The sequence below is a fragment of the Providencia sp. NPDC089933 genome (assembly GCF_049545585.1).
Lineage (GTDB): Bacteria > Pseudomonadota > Gammaproteobacteria > Enterobacterales > Enterobacteriaceae > Providencia > Providencia huashanensis.
Map to the genome: position 1 here is coordinate 262,759 of NZ_JBMWDT010000002.1, position 16,016 is coordinate 278,774.

Annotated in this window: 11 protein-coding genes and 1 pseudogene; 7 read left to right on the forward strand and 5 right to left on the reverse strand. The window is 37.5% G+C overall.

The window, feature by feature from the left end:
- Positions 1-28 precede the first annotated feature (28 nt).
- From lolA to serS, 3 genes are all read left to right on the forward strand, one after another.
- The gene (lolA, locus tag ACPEH5_RS04980; protein WP_042846505.1) at positions 29-649 is read left to right on the forward strand and encodes an outer membrane lipoprotein chaperone LolA; all 621 of its coding nucleotides are present in this window, start codon (positions 29-31) and stop codon (positions 647-649) included.
- An 85-nt stretch (positions 650-734) separates the two neighbouring features.
- Complete coding sequence (locus tag ACPEH5_RS04985; RefSeq protein ID WP_042846504.1) at positions 735-2,078, forward strand: replication-associated recombination protein A; 1,344 nt, start codon at positions 735-737, stop codon at positions 2,076-2,078.
- 109 nt (positions 2,079-2,187) lie between these two features.
- The gene (gene serS / locus ACPEH5_RS04990) at positions 2,188-3,480 is read left to right on the forward strand and encodes a serine--tRNA ligase (protein WP_042846503.1); all 1,293 of its coding nucleotides are present in this window, start codon (positions 2,188-2,190) and stop codon (positions 3,478-3,480) included.
- Positions 3,481-3,894: 414 nt separating this feature from the next.
- Here the strand turns inward: serS and ACPEH5_RS04995 are convergent, their stop codons facing one another.
- Positions 3,895-4,701, reverse strand: coding sequence for a BPSS1780 family membrane protein (locus ACPEH5_RS04995; RefSeq protein ID WP_042846502.1), 807 nt, complete (start codon positions 4,699-4,701; stop codon positions 3,895-3,897).
- 670 nt (positions 4,702-5,371) lie between these two features.
- Positions 5,372-5,707, reverse strand: a pseudogene (locus ACPEH5_RS05000) (ISNCY family transposase); the annotation flags it as partial.
- Between the two features lie 586 nt (positions 5,708-6,293).
- Here ACPEH5_RS05000 and ACPEH5_RS05005 point away from each other — a divergent pair.
- The 4 genes from ACPEH5_RS05005 to ACPEH5_RS05020 are packed head-to-tail and all read left to right on the forward strand — an operon-like array spanning position 6,294 to position 11,356.
- The gene (locus ACPEH5_RS05005) at positions 6,294-7,061 is read left to right on the forward strand and encodes a DUF1120 domain-containing protein (RefSeq protein ID WP_048606569.1); all 768 of its coding nucleotides are present in this window, start codon (positions 6,294-6,296) and stop codon (positions 7,059-7,061) included.
- A gap of 56 nt (positions 7,062-7,117) precedes the next feature.
- The gene (locus tag ACPEH5_RS05010) at positions 7,118-7,813 is read left to right on the forward strand and encodes a fimbria/pilus chaperone family protein (protein WP_042846500.1); all 696 of its coding nucleotides are present in this window, start codon (positions 7,118-7,120) and stop codon (positions 7,811-7,813) included.
- Positions 7,814-7,818: 5 nt separating this feature from the next.
- Positions 7,819-10,185: a fimbria/pilus outer membrane usher protein gene (locus tag ACPEH5_RS05015; protein WP_166685420.1), complete on the forward strand. Its 2,367-nt coding sequence runs from the start codon at positions 7,819-7,821 to the stop codon at positions 10,183-10,185.
- Positions 10,186-10,195: 10 nt separating this feature from the next.
- The gene (locus tag ACPEH5_RS05020) at positions 10,196-11,356 is read left to right on the forward strand and encodes a DUF1120 domain-containing protein (RefSeq protein WP_166686736.1); all 1,161 of its coding nucleotides are present in this window, start codon (positions 10,196-10,198) and stop codon (positions 11,354-11,356) included.
- A gap of 283 nt (positions 11,357-11,639) precedes the next feature.
- Here the strand turns inward: ACPEH5_RS05020 and pflA are convergent, their stop codons facing one another.
- The 3 genes from pflA to focA all read right to left on the reverse strand — a co-directional run bounded on the left by pflA (position 11,640) and on the right by focA (position 15,771).
- Complete coding sequence (pflA, locus tag ACPEH5_RS05025; protein WP_048606575.1) at positions 11,640-12,437, reverse strand: pyruvate formate lyase 1-activating protein; 798 nt, start codon at positions 12,435-12,437, stop codon at positions 11,640-11,642.
- A gap of 123 nt (positions 12,438-12,560) precedes the next feature.
- Positions 12,561-14,843, reverse strand: a complete 2,283-nt coding sequence (gene pflB, locus ACPEH5_RS05030) for a formate C-acetyltransferase (RefSeq protein ID WP_042846497.1) — start codon at positions 14,841-14,843, stop codon at positions 12,561-12,563.
- A gap of 70 nt (positions 14,844-14,913) precedes the next feature.
- Positions 14,914-15,771: a formate transporter FocA gene (focA, locus tag ACPEH5_RS05035; protein WP_048606577.1), complete on the reverse strand. Its 858-nt coding sequence runs from the start codon at positions 15,769-15,771 to the stop codon at positions 14,914-14,916.
- Between the last annotated feature and the right edge of the window lie 245 nt (positions 15,772-16,016).

The following is a 16,016-nucleotide window of genomic DNA, read 5'->3' on the forward strand; positions in this document are numbered from 1 at the left end:
TAGGGTCATAACTTAAGGTCATTGTTCGATGAAAAAAATGATGTTATTAGGCGTACTCGCCTTCAGTTTACATATCGGCCAAGTACTGGCCGACGCCAGTCAAGACCTACAAGCTCGTCTGAACAAGGTCAATAGCTTCCAAGCCAGTTTTTCACAGAAGGTGACTAGCCCTGAAGGGGATCTTGTTCAAGAAGGTGTTGGGGATTTATGGCTTGAACGCCCGAATTTATTCAATTGGAACATGACATCACCTGATGAAAGTGTATTAGTCTCGGACGGCAAAAACTTGTGGTTTTATAACCCTTTTGTTGAACAAGTTACGGTAACTAATTTGGCCGATGCCACACAAGACACGCCATTTTTATTAATCACTCGTAATGATCCTAAAGATTGGAAGCAGTATTCAATTATTCAGCAAGGTAACACGTTTGATTTAAAACCAAAGCAAACTAATGGCACCTTGAAACGCTTTTCAATCACAGTCTCACCAGAGGGGACAATTGAAAAATTTTCGGCAGTGGAACAGGATGGGCAAGTCAGTGCTTATCAGTTAAAAGAACAAAAAAATGGTCCTGTTGATGCAAGTAAATTCAAATTTACGATGCCTAAAGGGGTGACCTTAGATGACCAGCGACCGAATGCAAAATAACCAATAGTAACGACAATAATCATCAGGTCTTAATGGCCTGGTGATTTGCACTTCTTTATTTTTAAGACGTAAAAAAGAGGATCTCGTGGGTAACCTGTCTCTCGATTTTTCGCAGAATGAATTCCAACCTTTAGCAGCAAGAATGCGGCCTGAAACCCTTGAGCAATACATTGGCCAAAAGCATTTGCTAGCGGAGGGGAAACCATTACCACGCGCTATTAAAGCAGGGCATTTGCACTCCATGATTTTATGGGGGCCACCGGGGACAGGTAAAACGACTCTTGCTGAAGTGATTGGCCATTATGCTCAGGCTGACATAGAGCGTATTTCTGCTGTTACCTCAGGTGTTAAAGAAATCCGTGAGTCAATAGAAAAAGCACGCCAAAACCGTAGCGCAGGCCGCAGAACAATTTTATTTGTGGATGAAGTTCATCGTTTTAATAAAAGCCAGCAAGATGCTTTTTTACCTCATATCGAAGATGGTACGATCACATTCATTGGGGCGACAACAGAGAACCCTTCATTTGAGTTGAATTCTGCACTACTTTCGCGCGCAAGGGTTTATTTACTTAAGTCACTGGAAGAAGCGGATATTGAGCTAGTATTGTTACAAGCCTTAGCTGATACAGAAAGAGGGCTAGGTGGGCAAAATATTCTTCTACCTGACAGTACACGTAAAATTATTGCACAGTTAGTTAATGGCGATGCTCGGCGCTCATTGAATTTATTGGAAATGATGGCCGATATGGCTGAAGCCGATAGCCAAGGCCAACGTATTTTGACCGCTGACTTACTGAAAGAAGTCAGTGGTGAACGTACTGCACGCTTCGATAATAAAGGTGACCGTTATTACGATTTAATTTCTGCATTGCATAAGTCAGTAAGAGGCTCGGCCCCTGACGCCGCGCTCTATTGGTATGCAAGGATCATTACGGCGGGGGGAGATCCACTTTATGTCGCACGCCGCTTGTTAGCAATAGCTTCTGAAGATGTCGGGAATGCCGACCCTCGGGCTATGCAAGTGGCCATTTCTGCATGGGATTGTTTTACCCGAGTGGGGCCCGCAGAAGGTGAGCGTGCAATTGCCCAAGCGATTATTTACCTTGCCTGCGCTCCAAAAAGTAATGCTGTCTACACCGCATATAAAGCAGCTATTAAAGATGCTCAAATGCAGCCCGACTACGATGTCCCTGAGCATTTACGCAACGCCCCAACTAAGTTGTTAAAAGAAATGGGGGCAGGGAAAGGGTATCGTTATGCTCATGATGAGCCTAATGCTTACGCTGCTGGGGAAAACTACTTTCCTGAGCCAATGCAGGCAACGCGTTATTATTACCCTGAAAAACGAGGGCAAGAGAGCAAGTTTGCTGAAAAATTAGACTGGTTAGCCCAACAGGATCAAAATAGTGCCATAAAACGCTATCGCTAAACTGGGCAATGCGGTAAGGTTATATAGCCAATTACTATACTTTTATTTATAACGCTGGAATGCGTTATATTAAGTACCATCAATAACTAACAATTATCACAGGATAAGCATGCTCGATCCAAATTTACTGCGTACGGAGCTAGACGCGGTTGCTGAAAAACTGGCTCGCAGGGGTTTTACCCTTGATGTGGAAAAGCTGCGTGAATTAGAAGAACGCCGCAAAGTTTTACAAGTTGAAACTGAAACCCTGCAAGCAGACCGTAACTCGCGATCGAAAACTATCGGTGCGGCTAAGGCACGTGGTGAAGATATTGAGCCATTACGTCAAGAAGTTAACTTATTAGGCGAAAAATTGGATTCTGCTAAGGCAGAATTAGACAAGCTGCAACAAGAAATCCGTGATATTGCATTGAGTATCCCGAATATTCCTGATGACCAAGTTCCTGATGGCAAAGATGATTCCGACAATGTCGAGGTTGCGCGTTGGGGTAAACCTCGTGAATATGATTTTGAAGTTAAAGATCACGTTAGCCTAGGCGAATTAACAGGGGGCCTAGACTTCCCTGCTGCGGTAAAACTGACCGGTGCACGCTTCGTGGTGATGAAAGGGCAAATAGCCCGTATGCACCGTGCGTTAGCCCAATTTATGTTGGATTTACATACAGAGCAGCATGGTTATCAAGAGCTATATGTTCCGTATTTGGTCAATCATGATACGCTGTACGGTACCGGCCAATTACCAAAGTTTGGTGAAGATTTATTCCATACCAAACCGTTGGAAGAAGAAGCAGACAGCAGCACTTATGCGTTGATCCCAACAGCAGAAGTCCCTGTTACTAACTTAGTACGGGATGAAATTTTAGATGAAAATGATCTTCCGCTAAAAATGACTGCACATACACCTTGTTTCCGTTCTGAAGCGGGTTCATATGGTCGGGATACTCGTGGTCTTATCCGTATGCACCAGTTCGACAAAGTTGAGCTTGTACAAATAGTTCACCCTGAAAAATCGATGGATGCACTGGAAGAGCTAACAGGTCACGCTGAGAAGGTTCTGCAATTATTGAACTTACCTTACCGTAAAGTGATTTTATGTACTGGTGATATTGGTTTCGGTTCACGCAAAACTTACGACTTAGAAGTATGGTTACCAGCTCAAAATACATACCGTGAGATTTCTTCTTGTTCAAACATGTGGGATTTCCAAGCACGTCGTATGCAAGCGCGTTTCCGTGGTAAGAGTGATAAGAAAACTCAACTAGTTCATACGCTAAATGGTTCTGGTTTAGCCGTTGGTCGTACATTGGTGGCGATTTTAGAAAACTACCAATTAGCAGATGGCCGTATTGAAGTTCCAGAAGTATTACGCCCATATATGAAAGGCCTAGAATATATCGGTTAATTTCCGTTATTCTTTCAAAAGTTAAACGCGGCTCATAGTGGTCGCGTTTTTTTTGTAAATTTAACGTGTTCTGAATAAGTATCTTCAGGTTAAACCTGAGCCCCCTTTCACTGAATGACTAAATATGCCAATATTTAATTCATTTTCTAACCCACCCATTCACCTACAGATTGCAATGTAAGATAAGTTAGTTCCTCTCCATGGCTGATGCTTCCTGCATTAGCGACATTAACACAGTTTCAAATCAGTGATATTGAAATACATGGAAAACAACTCTAATTTAAAAAAGGAGAAAGAAAATTATTATTTAAAGGAATATATGTGGATTTGTAGGGGATAGTAAAAAGGAAAGCAAATGCTTTCCTTTTTTAGATTTAATGATTTAGCAAAATCGCTAAATCATCATACCTTGGCTTATTTTACTTGGGAGAAAAACAGACTACGGTAGCTGCTGTAATAACAAGCATACATAATTGGCATAGAAACTAACAGACCTAAACCTAAAGGAATAACTGAGATTATCATTAGGATTGAAATAACGATAAAGAACAGAATGCCTGGCAGGATGTTTTTCTTAACAGCTTGTAAGCTGGCAGAAATTGCAGCGCCAACAGTAAAGTTATGGTTCATTACCAGTGCAGGTGCAAACCAAGTTAATGCGGTACCGACTAATGCAGCAACAGCCATAATAATGATTGCAAAGAAGAATGTACCTGAAGACGCAAGGATTGCAGCATCAGATGGTGAGCCATATTGGTTGCTTTCCATCAATAAACCAAACATAGCGGAACCACCAATAATAAAGGCGATGATCATACCCACTAAGTTAGCGGCAAAGTTGATTGCACCAACGGCAAATAGGGTACCGAATTTATTTTGGAAACCGGCGAATAGTAAGCCAATTTCAGCTTGACCTGTTTTACGCTGGTTTTCACAGATTGCAATAATACCGCCAATAAAAATAGGAGTAATAAAGGTAATCAGTAAATTAAGGAAAGGGATCATCGAAATGATAAAGATTAATGCAAATAGTACGATGTTAATCAAGATCCACATACCCAGTTTCTCTTTAACGAGAGACCATGATTGGCTGATCCAGTTAACCCCTTCACCAGCATCTACCGCGCGAGGCTCAGCATGGAAAACAAAAGTATCAGTTTGATTTTGTGGGTCAATTGTAGGTGCAGGGTTGTTATCTGCACTAAAGTTTTCATTATTCATGATAAAAAAGGAACCTATTTTTCGTAGTGAGTTAGCAATATATTATTATAGATAAGTGTTTTGAGTTTATGTCACTCTTGTTACTTATTGGCAGTAGTATGCAGATAAGTGAGTACATTATAAAGCAGACAATTCTGGTAAGGTATTTATGTTTAATTATTTTTTCAATAAAAAGTATTTTGTTAAAAAATCCAAATAGACAATATTTTATCAATGACAACAAACAATTGGCTTTTTAAGTTGGTATAAAATACTGTTTTTTGTTTTTATAACACATTAATAGAGCATTAAATCATTCTTAATTGAAATACATTACCCATGAAAACAACATGGTTAATATTGGTAATTTTTATAAACTAATACTCGATATTGGGCAGATATCTGATGGTTTAATTTCTTTCAGTAGAAACATACGTTGTAATTCCTTTATTTAAAAGGAACGGAATCGGTATATTGAAATAAGGTATTTATATTAATTTTTTCGGGTTAATCGCACTATATTGTTGAACGTAGGGTTTGTACTAATCAAAATTAGTAGGAAAACTAAGTCAAGATATGTACCTGTGTGGTGAAGTGGGAGTATAGGTATAAAGCCAGTACCTAGCATATTGGGTATGTTTTTTATGGTACAGCTGTGGAGGTTGTTCTATTGGGAAAATATCAATTCTCCCATACAACTGATACCTTTATGCCTGAACTCTTTGACTAGCCAGTCGTGAAGGGTTAAATGAGCACTTCGACACGATCTTTATCTGAGCTAGCCTGAACACAAATGGTTTGGATATTAAGTCGCGCATCGTTCTTCCAAATTCAGAGTGCTCATCGCCTTTAGTTATATTTTTATTATTGATCTGAAAAATGCTTGCTTTGTTTCTGTATCACGAAAGGAGGTTGTCATGCTTTTCTATATCACTGTAGTTGCTTCAAAATAACTAAAAGTGGCTCAATATTTAACAAATCTCAGTTACATCAGTGAACTTGTCGCATCATCAACGTAAATCAGAGCTGCTCTAGACTAGAGCACGACCTTTAAACCAGCGATTGCTATAGTTGAGATAGCGCTTTTTAGTACCAATAAAACACTAATCTAAGAAATAGAGGGTGAGTATTCAATACCTTGATTTGCTTAAATATAAGATTGTTAACATTATGCAAAACCCAAGCGTAAAATTATATTATTGTATTATGAGTAGTAAATTAAATTATGAACTCTCCCATATTAAAAATATTAGCACGATAAATTAGTTATTATTTTTAACTATTAGTTAGCAGTTGGGGTATTGAATGAAACAAAATGTTACTAACATCATTATTAACATCATTATTAACATCATTAAAAATTTAGTCATAAAATGATGCTATTTTGTTAATGATGTTAATTTAAATCATAGAGTGTGTCATATTGGGAATGCTAGATTAATAAGTTATCGTATTTAATCTGAAATTATTGGTGTTTTATTTTGTGTATAGCAAGGTCTATAATATTATTAATATGTAGTTAAATTTTACAAAATAGAACATTATTTCTCTACTCTTTTTTGGGATAAAACATAAGATATAAGCCGAACTAATAAATTATATGGAAAACAAGTATGAAAAAGCTATTACCAATCCTCATTTCGTCAGCAATGATATGCTCATTTACAGCCTCAGCGGCTAGCGTTGGTTCTATAGATATTAGCGTTACAGGTCGAATTGACCCTGCAGCTTGTGAATTAGATATTGCTGGTGGTGGTAATATTGATTATGGTTTGATTGATCTTGATACATTAACATTTGTAGATGGTGCCTTTGGTGGCAAATTTGCCGCCTTACCAATACAGGAAACCAGTTTTACAATTCGTTGTTCAGCTAATGCTCCTGTTAAATTATCTGCATCTAGTAAACGAGTTGGTACAGTTGCTGGCGCAACTGAGAATTCTCGAGGATTTGCTGCACTTCCTATTAAATTATTAGATATTGGTGCGGGAAATAGCTCAAATGGTGTAGCTGGATTAGGTAAAACCTCTACAGGTATAAATATTGGCGGGTATATTGTTCGTTACAAAGCGAATAGCTTGAATGTGAGTACATTGGATAGCAATAATCAGCTAACAACTATTTCAGGTAGTGAAGTTCAGAATATTTACTATAATACTCAAAGCAAAGTTTGGAAAGTTTCGGGCGGAAACCTATTCTCAAATAATATGGATTTACAAACTTCTTTTGCGAAAGCAAATGAAACAACGCCTATTGAAGCGAGTATTTATGATGGAGTTTTACAGGTTCAAGCTTATGTAAGTGAAGAGGCAGCTACAGTCGGTAAATCAAAACCTGTTTTACTCGATGGTTTATCAACAATTGAATTAAATTATATCTAAAATTTGTAGGTAACTAAATTAATTTAGTTACCTTATAATAAAATGACGCAACTAAAATGAAAATAAAAACATATTTATTACTTATAATTGTATTACTAATCCCACAGCTATCAATTGCAGCAGGCATATTACCTGCTACGTCAGTCGTTGTTGTTAATGAAAAAAGTCAAGATGGTGAGATTGTTGTGACTAATACAGACAACTATCCTGTTCTATTAACAACAGAATTAGTAAATGTCGATCCTGAATACCAAGATCTGGTTATTGCTACTCCTCAACTTATTCGAGTTGAGCCTAAAGCTAAGCAATTAATACGCTTTATGCTCACAAGTAATTCTGATTTAAAGCATGAAGTATTAATGAGAGTTATTTTTGAAGGCATCCCGCCACAAGCAGATCCTGATGCTGAACAGATCAAATTTACTATTCGACAAAATCTTCCTCTTATTATAAAACCCAAAAACTTGCCTGAAAATGATACTCCTTGGGAATTGTTAAAATGGAAGTATGAAAAAAATACGTTAATCGTAACTAACCCTAGCCCTTATATTGTAAGATTAAGCAATAGTGTATTGAGTAAGCCTGGGAATATTGAGTGGGTGTTACCATCTAATTATATTTTACCTAATCAATCTATAGAGTTAACTACATCTCAACGTTCGCCGACACTGATTGATGGGGTTACTATACAACCATTTACTCAATGGGGGTATTCAACCACGCAAAAATATTCTATCAAGTTAAATAACTAGTAAAAATGACTAGAAAAAAAAAGAATAAAATTGTTGCAATTTTGCTATTTGTGGCTACTTCTTCCTATGCGAAAGAAGTAGTCTTCGACCAAGATGCACTAAAACACAAAGGAATACCTAGTGATATTGCAAAGTTATATAGTGAAAAGGCTCATTTTCCTCAAGGCGAAAATATCGTTAGTGTGTTTTTAAATGATAAATATATTGGTCAGAGTTCTTTTTTATTTAACTCTCAAGGAGAGCTTTGTCTTGATACTAAGTTTATTAATACTACAAATATCGAACTATCCAAAATTAATTCAACGTGTCCAACAATAAAGGACTACGATAATTTAGAGGTAGAACTGATACCTGGTGATTTACGCGTCAATATCTACGCATCGCCATCACTGTTAAAAAATAAATCAACAAATGATTGGCTTCACACAGGGAAATCAGGCGTTTTTAATTATGATATAAAATATTTTTCTACTAAAAGTGATTTTGCTTCTCAGTCATTTTTTAATTCAAATCTTACATTAGGATTCAATGTATACAATTGGATTGTGAGAAGCGACCAAACATATACGTATTTTAATGGCGAAACGAGTTTTGATCATCAAACCTTATATGCAGAGAAAACATTAGAACCTCTTAAAAAAAACTTGCAGGTTGGCCAGATTAATTTATCGAATTCGTTTTTTAGCTCTGGGCAAGTTATTGGCTTTCAGTTAGTTCCGGAATTGGCATTAGATAGCTCATCTCAAGGCGGTGGTATCGTCAATGGTATCGCATTTGAACGTTCTGTGATTGAAGTAAGGCAAGCGGGAATTTTAATTTATACAACAACTGTCCCAGAAGGCCCTTATACATTAGAAAACCTCCCGCTATTAAATAATCGGTTGGATTTATCAGTAACGGTTATAAACCAAAGTAATAAAGAAAGTACATTTATCGTTCCTGCTAGTTCATTTATATTAGCCTCAAATAGTATCAATAAAGATATAACATTTGGCTTAGGTAAAGTTAACCAAAATAAAGCAGATAAAAAGCCTTATGTTATGAATGTCAGTAAAGGGTTTAATCTACGTCCAGATATGTTGGTTGTTGTCGGGGGGCTTGCATCAAAAGATTACCAAGGTGTGGGGCTCAGTAATACTTATGAATTTCCGAATTTATCACTAGCAACTATAACAACTAATATATCTAAAGATATGGACAACAAATACGGTGAGTATTATACATTAAGTTATAATTATCCAGTTATCGCGAATACTAATTTAGCGGCGAACTCTTTATATAGAAGTAAAGAATACAAAGACTTTAACGAAACATTGAATGATTACGATACAATAATGTATTCAAATCATGTAAACAGCAGTGAAACTCAATATGGTATTGGTGTAAATACACATTTCAATAGCTTAGGGTCATTTTCATTAAGTTGGAACCGTTCTCTTGGTGACAGAACGATTAATTATTATAATGCTAATTGGAACAACTTATATGCAAATAAATATAATGTTTATTTAGGATATGAGAGAAGGTTATATAACCACACAAATGATAACACTATTTATTTCAATGTCGATATTTCGTTAGGGGATAGGCAAAATTTATCGAGTTGGATGAATCAGTATGACAATAACAAAAGTTACGGAACGCGATATAGCAACCATAATTATGATAACTTAAGTTATTCGATTAGTGCGAATAAAAATACAGAACCAAGTAATCAAAATGTCTCATTGAATATGAATTATACTACACCGGTCACTTTACTTTCGGGTAATATTAGTAAAGGTAATAATACCAGTAGTTACTATGGGTCGTTATCCGGCGGCATGGTTTATTTTGATAATGAACTCATTTTTTCATCGAAAAGAATAGCGAATACATTTGCTATAGCAAAAACAGAAAACCAAGAAAATATTCCAATACAATCTTCATCAGGAACAGTGATGACTAATAGTAAAGGTTACGCGGTAATACCAAGTATAGATAGTTATAGAACTAATTATGCTAAGATAGACTACCGAAAATTACCTAAAAATATGAATGCTCCCTATGGGATTATAGAATTTCAACCTGCTAATGGTAGTGTTCCCTTGGTTAATTTCTACATTAATCAAGTTAACCGAGCTATTTTAACTCCATCATTTAATGGGAAGAAACTTTCTAAAAATTTAAAAGTATATGATAAAAACGGTGATTTATTAACCATAACTGACAATGCTGGGCGAATTATTATCGATAATCTATCCTTGCCGACAAGTTATTTTGTTGACGTAGGCAATAATAAAAAATGCACTATTAATCTCACTAGTGATGTTGGTATTTCGAAAACTGAATTGTTTACAATAATAAACCCTATTTGCTTTATGGCTAACTAAAGGCTTTAGAATGATAAAATTAATTGCAGGGCTACTAACTTGCCTATCTTTTAGTGCATTTGCATCAGATGGTCATGGGACATGTAACATCAACTTGGGAACAGATGAGGTTAACTATGATACCTTAGCTGATTTTAATACAAAAAAACAAAATGGTGTGGTATATGCGGGGAATCGGATTGTTCCTGTAGTAGTAGAGTGCAGTGAAGAAACTACCCCATATATTGATTTTTCTACGATTAGCAATACCTTTTCAAATAATACATCTGAAGCTATTTTAAATGTAAATAATCCGATGCTTGATGGGAAACCTATTTTAGTCGATGCTATTGAATTAAATAGCTCAAATAGAATCAACTCATCACAAAAAGATGTTAAAATTCATCCCAATCTACGTATTCAACCCGCACAGGGTGAAAAAGGAAAAATATTTTCCTTCAATTTACTTGTTGATTTAAAAATTAATTCATTGAGTAAAAAAGGTGTTGTTGTTAGGAACAAAATACCGTTAAAAACGTTGGGTGGAAGTACAAGTTTAAGTATTAGCTATTCAGAAATGACAACAGCATGTAATCTTATTGTTGATTCTACCTCAATTGACTATGGTGCTATAAATAGAAATGAGTTAAGTAATTATTCTTATACAATATTACCCGAAAAAAATATTAACTTCACTGTACAATGTGATTCGGGGAAAACTGCTATAGCACTCCAAACTTTTAATCAAATTGAACGTTCACTTGCGCCAAATAAACAAGAAGGTGTTAGCGGTTATGGAGTTCCTCCTGTTCAGTTATTAAATAACAATATGATGGCAGGGGGATTAGGTAATACTCAGGAAGGTGTTCCTATTGGTGGATATGCGATAGCGTTAGATTTAGGTTCTTTATATGTAGATAATAAGGCAGAGAGAGTGCAGCCAATATCAGGTAATGCATCTTGTGGAGACCAAAATATCATTTGGCAACATGCGAATGGTGATTTATTACCTAATGATTCCTCAAATAAAATCATATCTTGGGCAAAATTAGGGAGTTTGCAACCTGCTCTTTTTTCTAATATAAAAGGCACAATAAAAGTTCAAGCTTTTATTAATAAAGCTTCTTTACTAACTGTTAATAAAGAAATTAAATTCAAAGGCCGCTCTATCATTGAATTATGCTATTTGTAGATTTAAGGGAGGCTGGCTACGTCGCATCAACACATAGTCGCAGATTTATTCTCGGTTGGTCTGTTTTTGCAGTATTTGAACAGTACGTAAAACAGCATTTTCTATGTTTGATTACCAATTCCAAATATTCGTTATTAATTCAAAAACAATATACGGAAATGGAAACTTGCATCGGATAAATTGTTTTATACCTGCGTATTGCTTGATAAAACCAACCCCAACTAACAGAGCCAGTTGCAATACGCTAAGGTAAGGGGGGCTTTATTTCAAGCCCCAACGAGTATTAATACATCACTTTATGGCCATAGCTTTCGAGAATACTTTTAACACGCTCCATGACTTCTTTTGATGGTGGTCTCACCCCATCAAGTTTATATTCTTCACCCATAGTTTCCCACTTGTGTTTACCCAGCTCATGGTAAGGTAATAACTCGATTTTTTCGATATTACTCATATCTTTAGTAAACTCACCTAGCAGATGCACTGAGTGGTCATCATCACTCCAACCTGGTACAACGACATAGCGAACCCATGTTTTTTGATTACGTTTAGCCAGATAGCGAGCGAATTCAAGTGTACGCTGGTTGGATACACCCACTAATTTTTGGTGGATATCATCATTGATTTGTTTTAAATCGAGCATGACTAAATCAGTAACATCCATTAGTTCATCAATAACAGGGTCATAACGGCGCACAAAGCCATTCGTATCTAAGCAAGTATGGATATTTTCTTTTTTACAGGCGCGGAACCAATCGCGGACAAATTCTGCCTGCAAAATTGCCTCGCCACCGGATGCGGTAACACCACCACCGGTTGCATTCATAAAATGGCGATAGGTAACTGCTTCTTTCATTAGTTCATCGACAGTCACAATTTGACCGCCGTGGGTATCCCATGTATCGCGGTTATGACAATACAGACAGCGCATTAGGCAGCCTTGGAAAAAGACAATAAAGCGGATCCCCGGACCATCGACGGTACCGCATGATTCAAAAGAGTGAATACGGCCAAGTACGGCAGGGGTTTCTGTCACATTAGTTGTCGCTATTGTTTTAGTTTTAGTATCATCGATAGACATAGCAGGCACTCCAAAATATCCGTCATACCGCAAACTTTAGAGAGAAAAATATCGTTGCTGGTATAGATAAAAAGACCCCATAAAACGGGGCCTTTAATTTACTTTATTTTAATAAGCTAATTATTACATTGTACTGGTGAAAGTACGAGTAATAACGTCTTGCTGTTGTTCTTTAGTCAGTGAGTTGAAACGCACTGCGTAACCAGATACACGGATAGTCAGTTGTGGGTATTTTTCTGGGTTTTCCATTGCATCTAACAGCATTTCACGGTTCATAACGTTAACGTTCAGGTGCTGACCGCCTTCGATAGACGCTTCATGATGGAAGTAACCATCCATCAGACCTGCTAAGTTAGTTTTACGAACATCGTCATCTTTACCTAATGCATTTGGTACGATAGAGAAAGTATAAGAAATACCGTCTTTCGCGTAAGCAAATGGCAGTTTAGCAACAGAAGTTAACGATGCAACCGCACCTTTTTGGTCACGGCCGTGCATAGGGTTTGCACCTGGGCCAAACGGAGCACCTGCTCGACGACCATCAGGGGTATTACCTGTTTTCTTACCATACACAACGTTAGATGTGATAGTTAAGATTGACTGAGTTGGTACTGCGTTACGATAAGTAGGCAGTTTCTGAATTTTCTTCATGAAACGTTCAACTAAGTCACACGCGATATCATCTACACGAGAATCGTTATTACCGAATTGTGGATACTCGCCTTCGATTTCAAAGTCGATTGCAATACCGTCTTCATCACGAATTGGTTTAACTTTGGCATACTTAATCGCAGACAGTGAGTCAGCTGCAACAGACAGACCCGCAATACCACATGCCATTGTACGATAGACATCACGGTCATGCAGCGCCATTAGAGAAGCTTCATAGCTGTATTTGTCGTGCATGAAGTGGATGCAGTTCAGTGCAGTGACGTACTGAGTTGCTAACCAGTCCATGAAGCCATCCATTTGATTCATCACAGTATCGAAGTCAAGGACTTCGTCCATGATTGGCGCATGTTTAGGACCAACTTGCATTTTCAGTTTTTCATCGATACCACCATTGATGGTATACAGCATGGTTTTCGCTAAGTTAGCACGAGCACCGAAGAACTGCATTTGTTTACCAACAATCATTGGGCTAACACAACATGCAATAGCGTAGTCATCGTTGTTGAAATCTGGACGCATCAGGTCGTCGTTTTCATATTGAACTGATGAAGTATCGATAGAGACTTTTGCCGCATATTTTTTGAAATTCAATGGCAGTTTTTCTGACCACAAAATAGTCATGTTAGGCTCTGGAGATGGGCCCATGGTATACAGTGTGTTCAGGAAGCGGAACGTATTTTTGGTGACTAAAGTACGGCCATCAAGACCCATACCCGCTAATGATTCTGTTGCCCAAATTGGGTCACCAGAGAATAGCTCATCGTATTCAGGTGTACGTAAGAAACGTACCATACGCAGTTTCATGACTAAGTGGTCAATCAGTTCTTGCGCTTGTTGTTCAGTCAGTTTACCTGCTTCGATATCACGTTGGATATAAACGTCTAAGAACGTTGAAACACGACCAAATGACATTGCTGCACCATTTTGTGATTTCACTGCGGCTAAGTAACCGAAGTAAGTCCACTGTACAGCTTCTTGTGCATTTGTTGCTGGTGCAGAAATATCGTAACCGTATTTTGCAGCCATTTCTTTCATTTGACCCAATGCGCGGTGCTGTTCAGCAATTTCTTCGCGCAGTTGGATAGTCATTTGCAGGTCTTCACCTTTTTCTAATCTTTCTTGCAAAGAGGTGAATTGGTTAAATTTGTCTTTCATCAGGAAATCAATACCGTACAGTGCAACGCGACGGTAGTCACCGATGATACGACCACGACCATATGCATCCGGTAGACCTGTTAAGATACCTGATTTACGGCATTTTAAGATGTCTGGTGTGTAAACGTCGAAAACACCTTGGTTGTGAGTCTTACGATATTCAGTGAAGATTTTTTTGATTTCTGGGTCTAAAGTGCGGTCATAAGCTTTACATGAGCCTTCAACCATTTTGATACCACCGAACGGGATAAGACCACGTTTCAGAGGGGCGTCAGTTTGTAAACCAACGATTTTTTCTAATTCTTTAGTAATGTAACCAGCATCATGGGAAGTGATAGTTGACGCAACATCTGTGTCAAAATCAACTGGCGCGTGAGTGCGGTTTTCGATTTTGATCCCTTCCATGACTTTATCCCACAGTGCGTCAGTCGCTGGGGTAGAGCCTGCTAAGAAAGATTCATCACCTTCATATGGAGTGTAGTTTTTCTGGATAAAATCACGTACATCGACGTTATCCTGCCAGTTACCTTGGTTAAAACCTTGCCATGCTAAAGCGAATTTTTCATTTAACTCGGACATGATACTTTTACCTTTTAACAATGGATCTTTTAAGGATCTTAATAAATCTTTTTGTGTGTGTCAGTGGCTATTAATGTTTTTGGCCACCACGTAAATGCATGAACCAATAAATGAGGCCGACTAAAATCGCGCCGCCAATAATATTTCCAATAGTGACTGGAATTAAGTTATCTGTAATAAAGTTTCCGACTGTTAGGTGCGAAAACTGCTCTGGTGACATATTGATTTGAGCCCAATACTCAGCAGGAGCAAATTCTTTAATCATAATCCCTAATGGGATCATAAACATATTTGCAATGCTATGTTCAAAACCGCTTGCTACAAACATAGCAACAGGCAGAACAAGAACAACCAGTTTATCAGTTAAGCTACGACCTGAATAACTCATCCAAACCGCAAGGCAGACCATTAAGTTTGCTAAAATTCCTAATGCAACAGCTTCAACAAAAGTATGGTGTAATTTATGGCTGGTGGTTTGTAAAACGTTAAGACCCCATAGCCCATTTGCTGCAGTATATTGCCCTGCAAACCAGATAATTGCGACAAAGAACAATGCACCAATTAAGTTACCAATGTAGACATGAAACCAATTACGGAACATTTGTCCCCAAGTGATCCTGCCTGTGGCTTTCGAAACAATAGTGAGTACGGTAGAAGTGAAAAGGTCGGCACCGCATACAACGACTAGCATCAGACCCAAGGAGAAACAAATCCCACCAATGAGCTTAGTAAAACCATAAGGCGCTTCAGCCGCCCCTGTAGTTGCAGTGATGTAAAATACAAATGCGATAGAGATAAAAATACCGGCAGTGAATGCTGACAAGTAAGTAATTGCAGGATGCTTATTCGCCTTATAAAAGGCCGCATCATCTGCGACTTGCGCCATTACAGCTGGTGGCAGTAAATTAAAAGGGTTGTCAGCTTTCATACCAACACTCTCTTACAAAGTTGATTAATTATAGCACGCAATAATAGTAACAAAGGGGATAAATGAGAAATTTGATGTGGATCATGAAGTCTCTAGAGAAAGTGGTCAAAATGGTTAATTAAATGTTAAAATCAACTGTAACCAAATGAAAAATAACATAAAAATATTTTTTAAAATTTATAAAATATTTTTATAAAGGCTATCTTAAGGCCAGGATTAAGTAAAAAAATACGTGCAAATGTTAA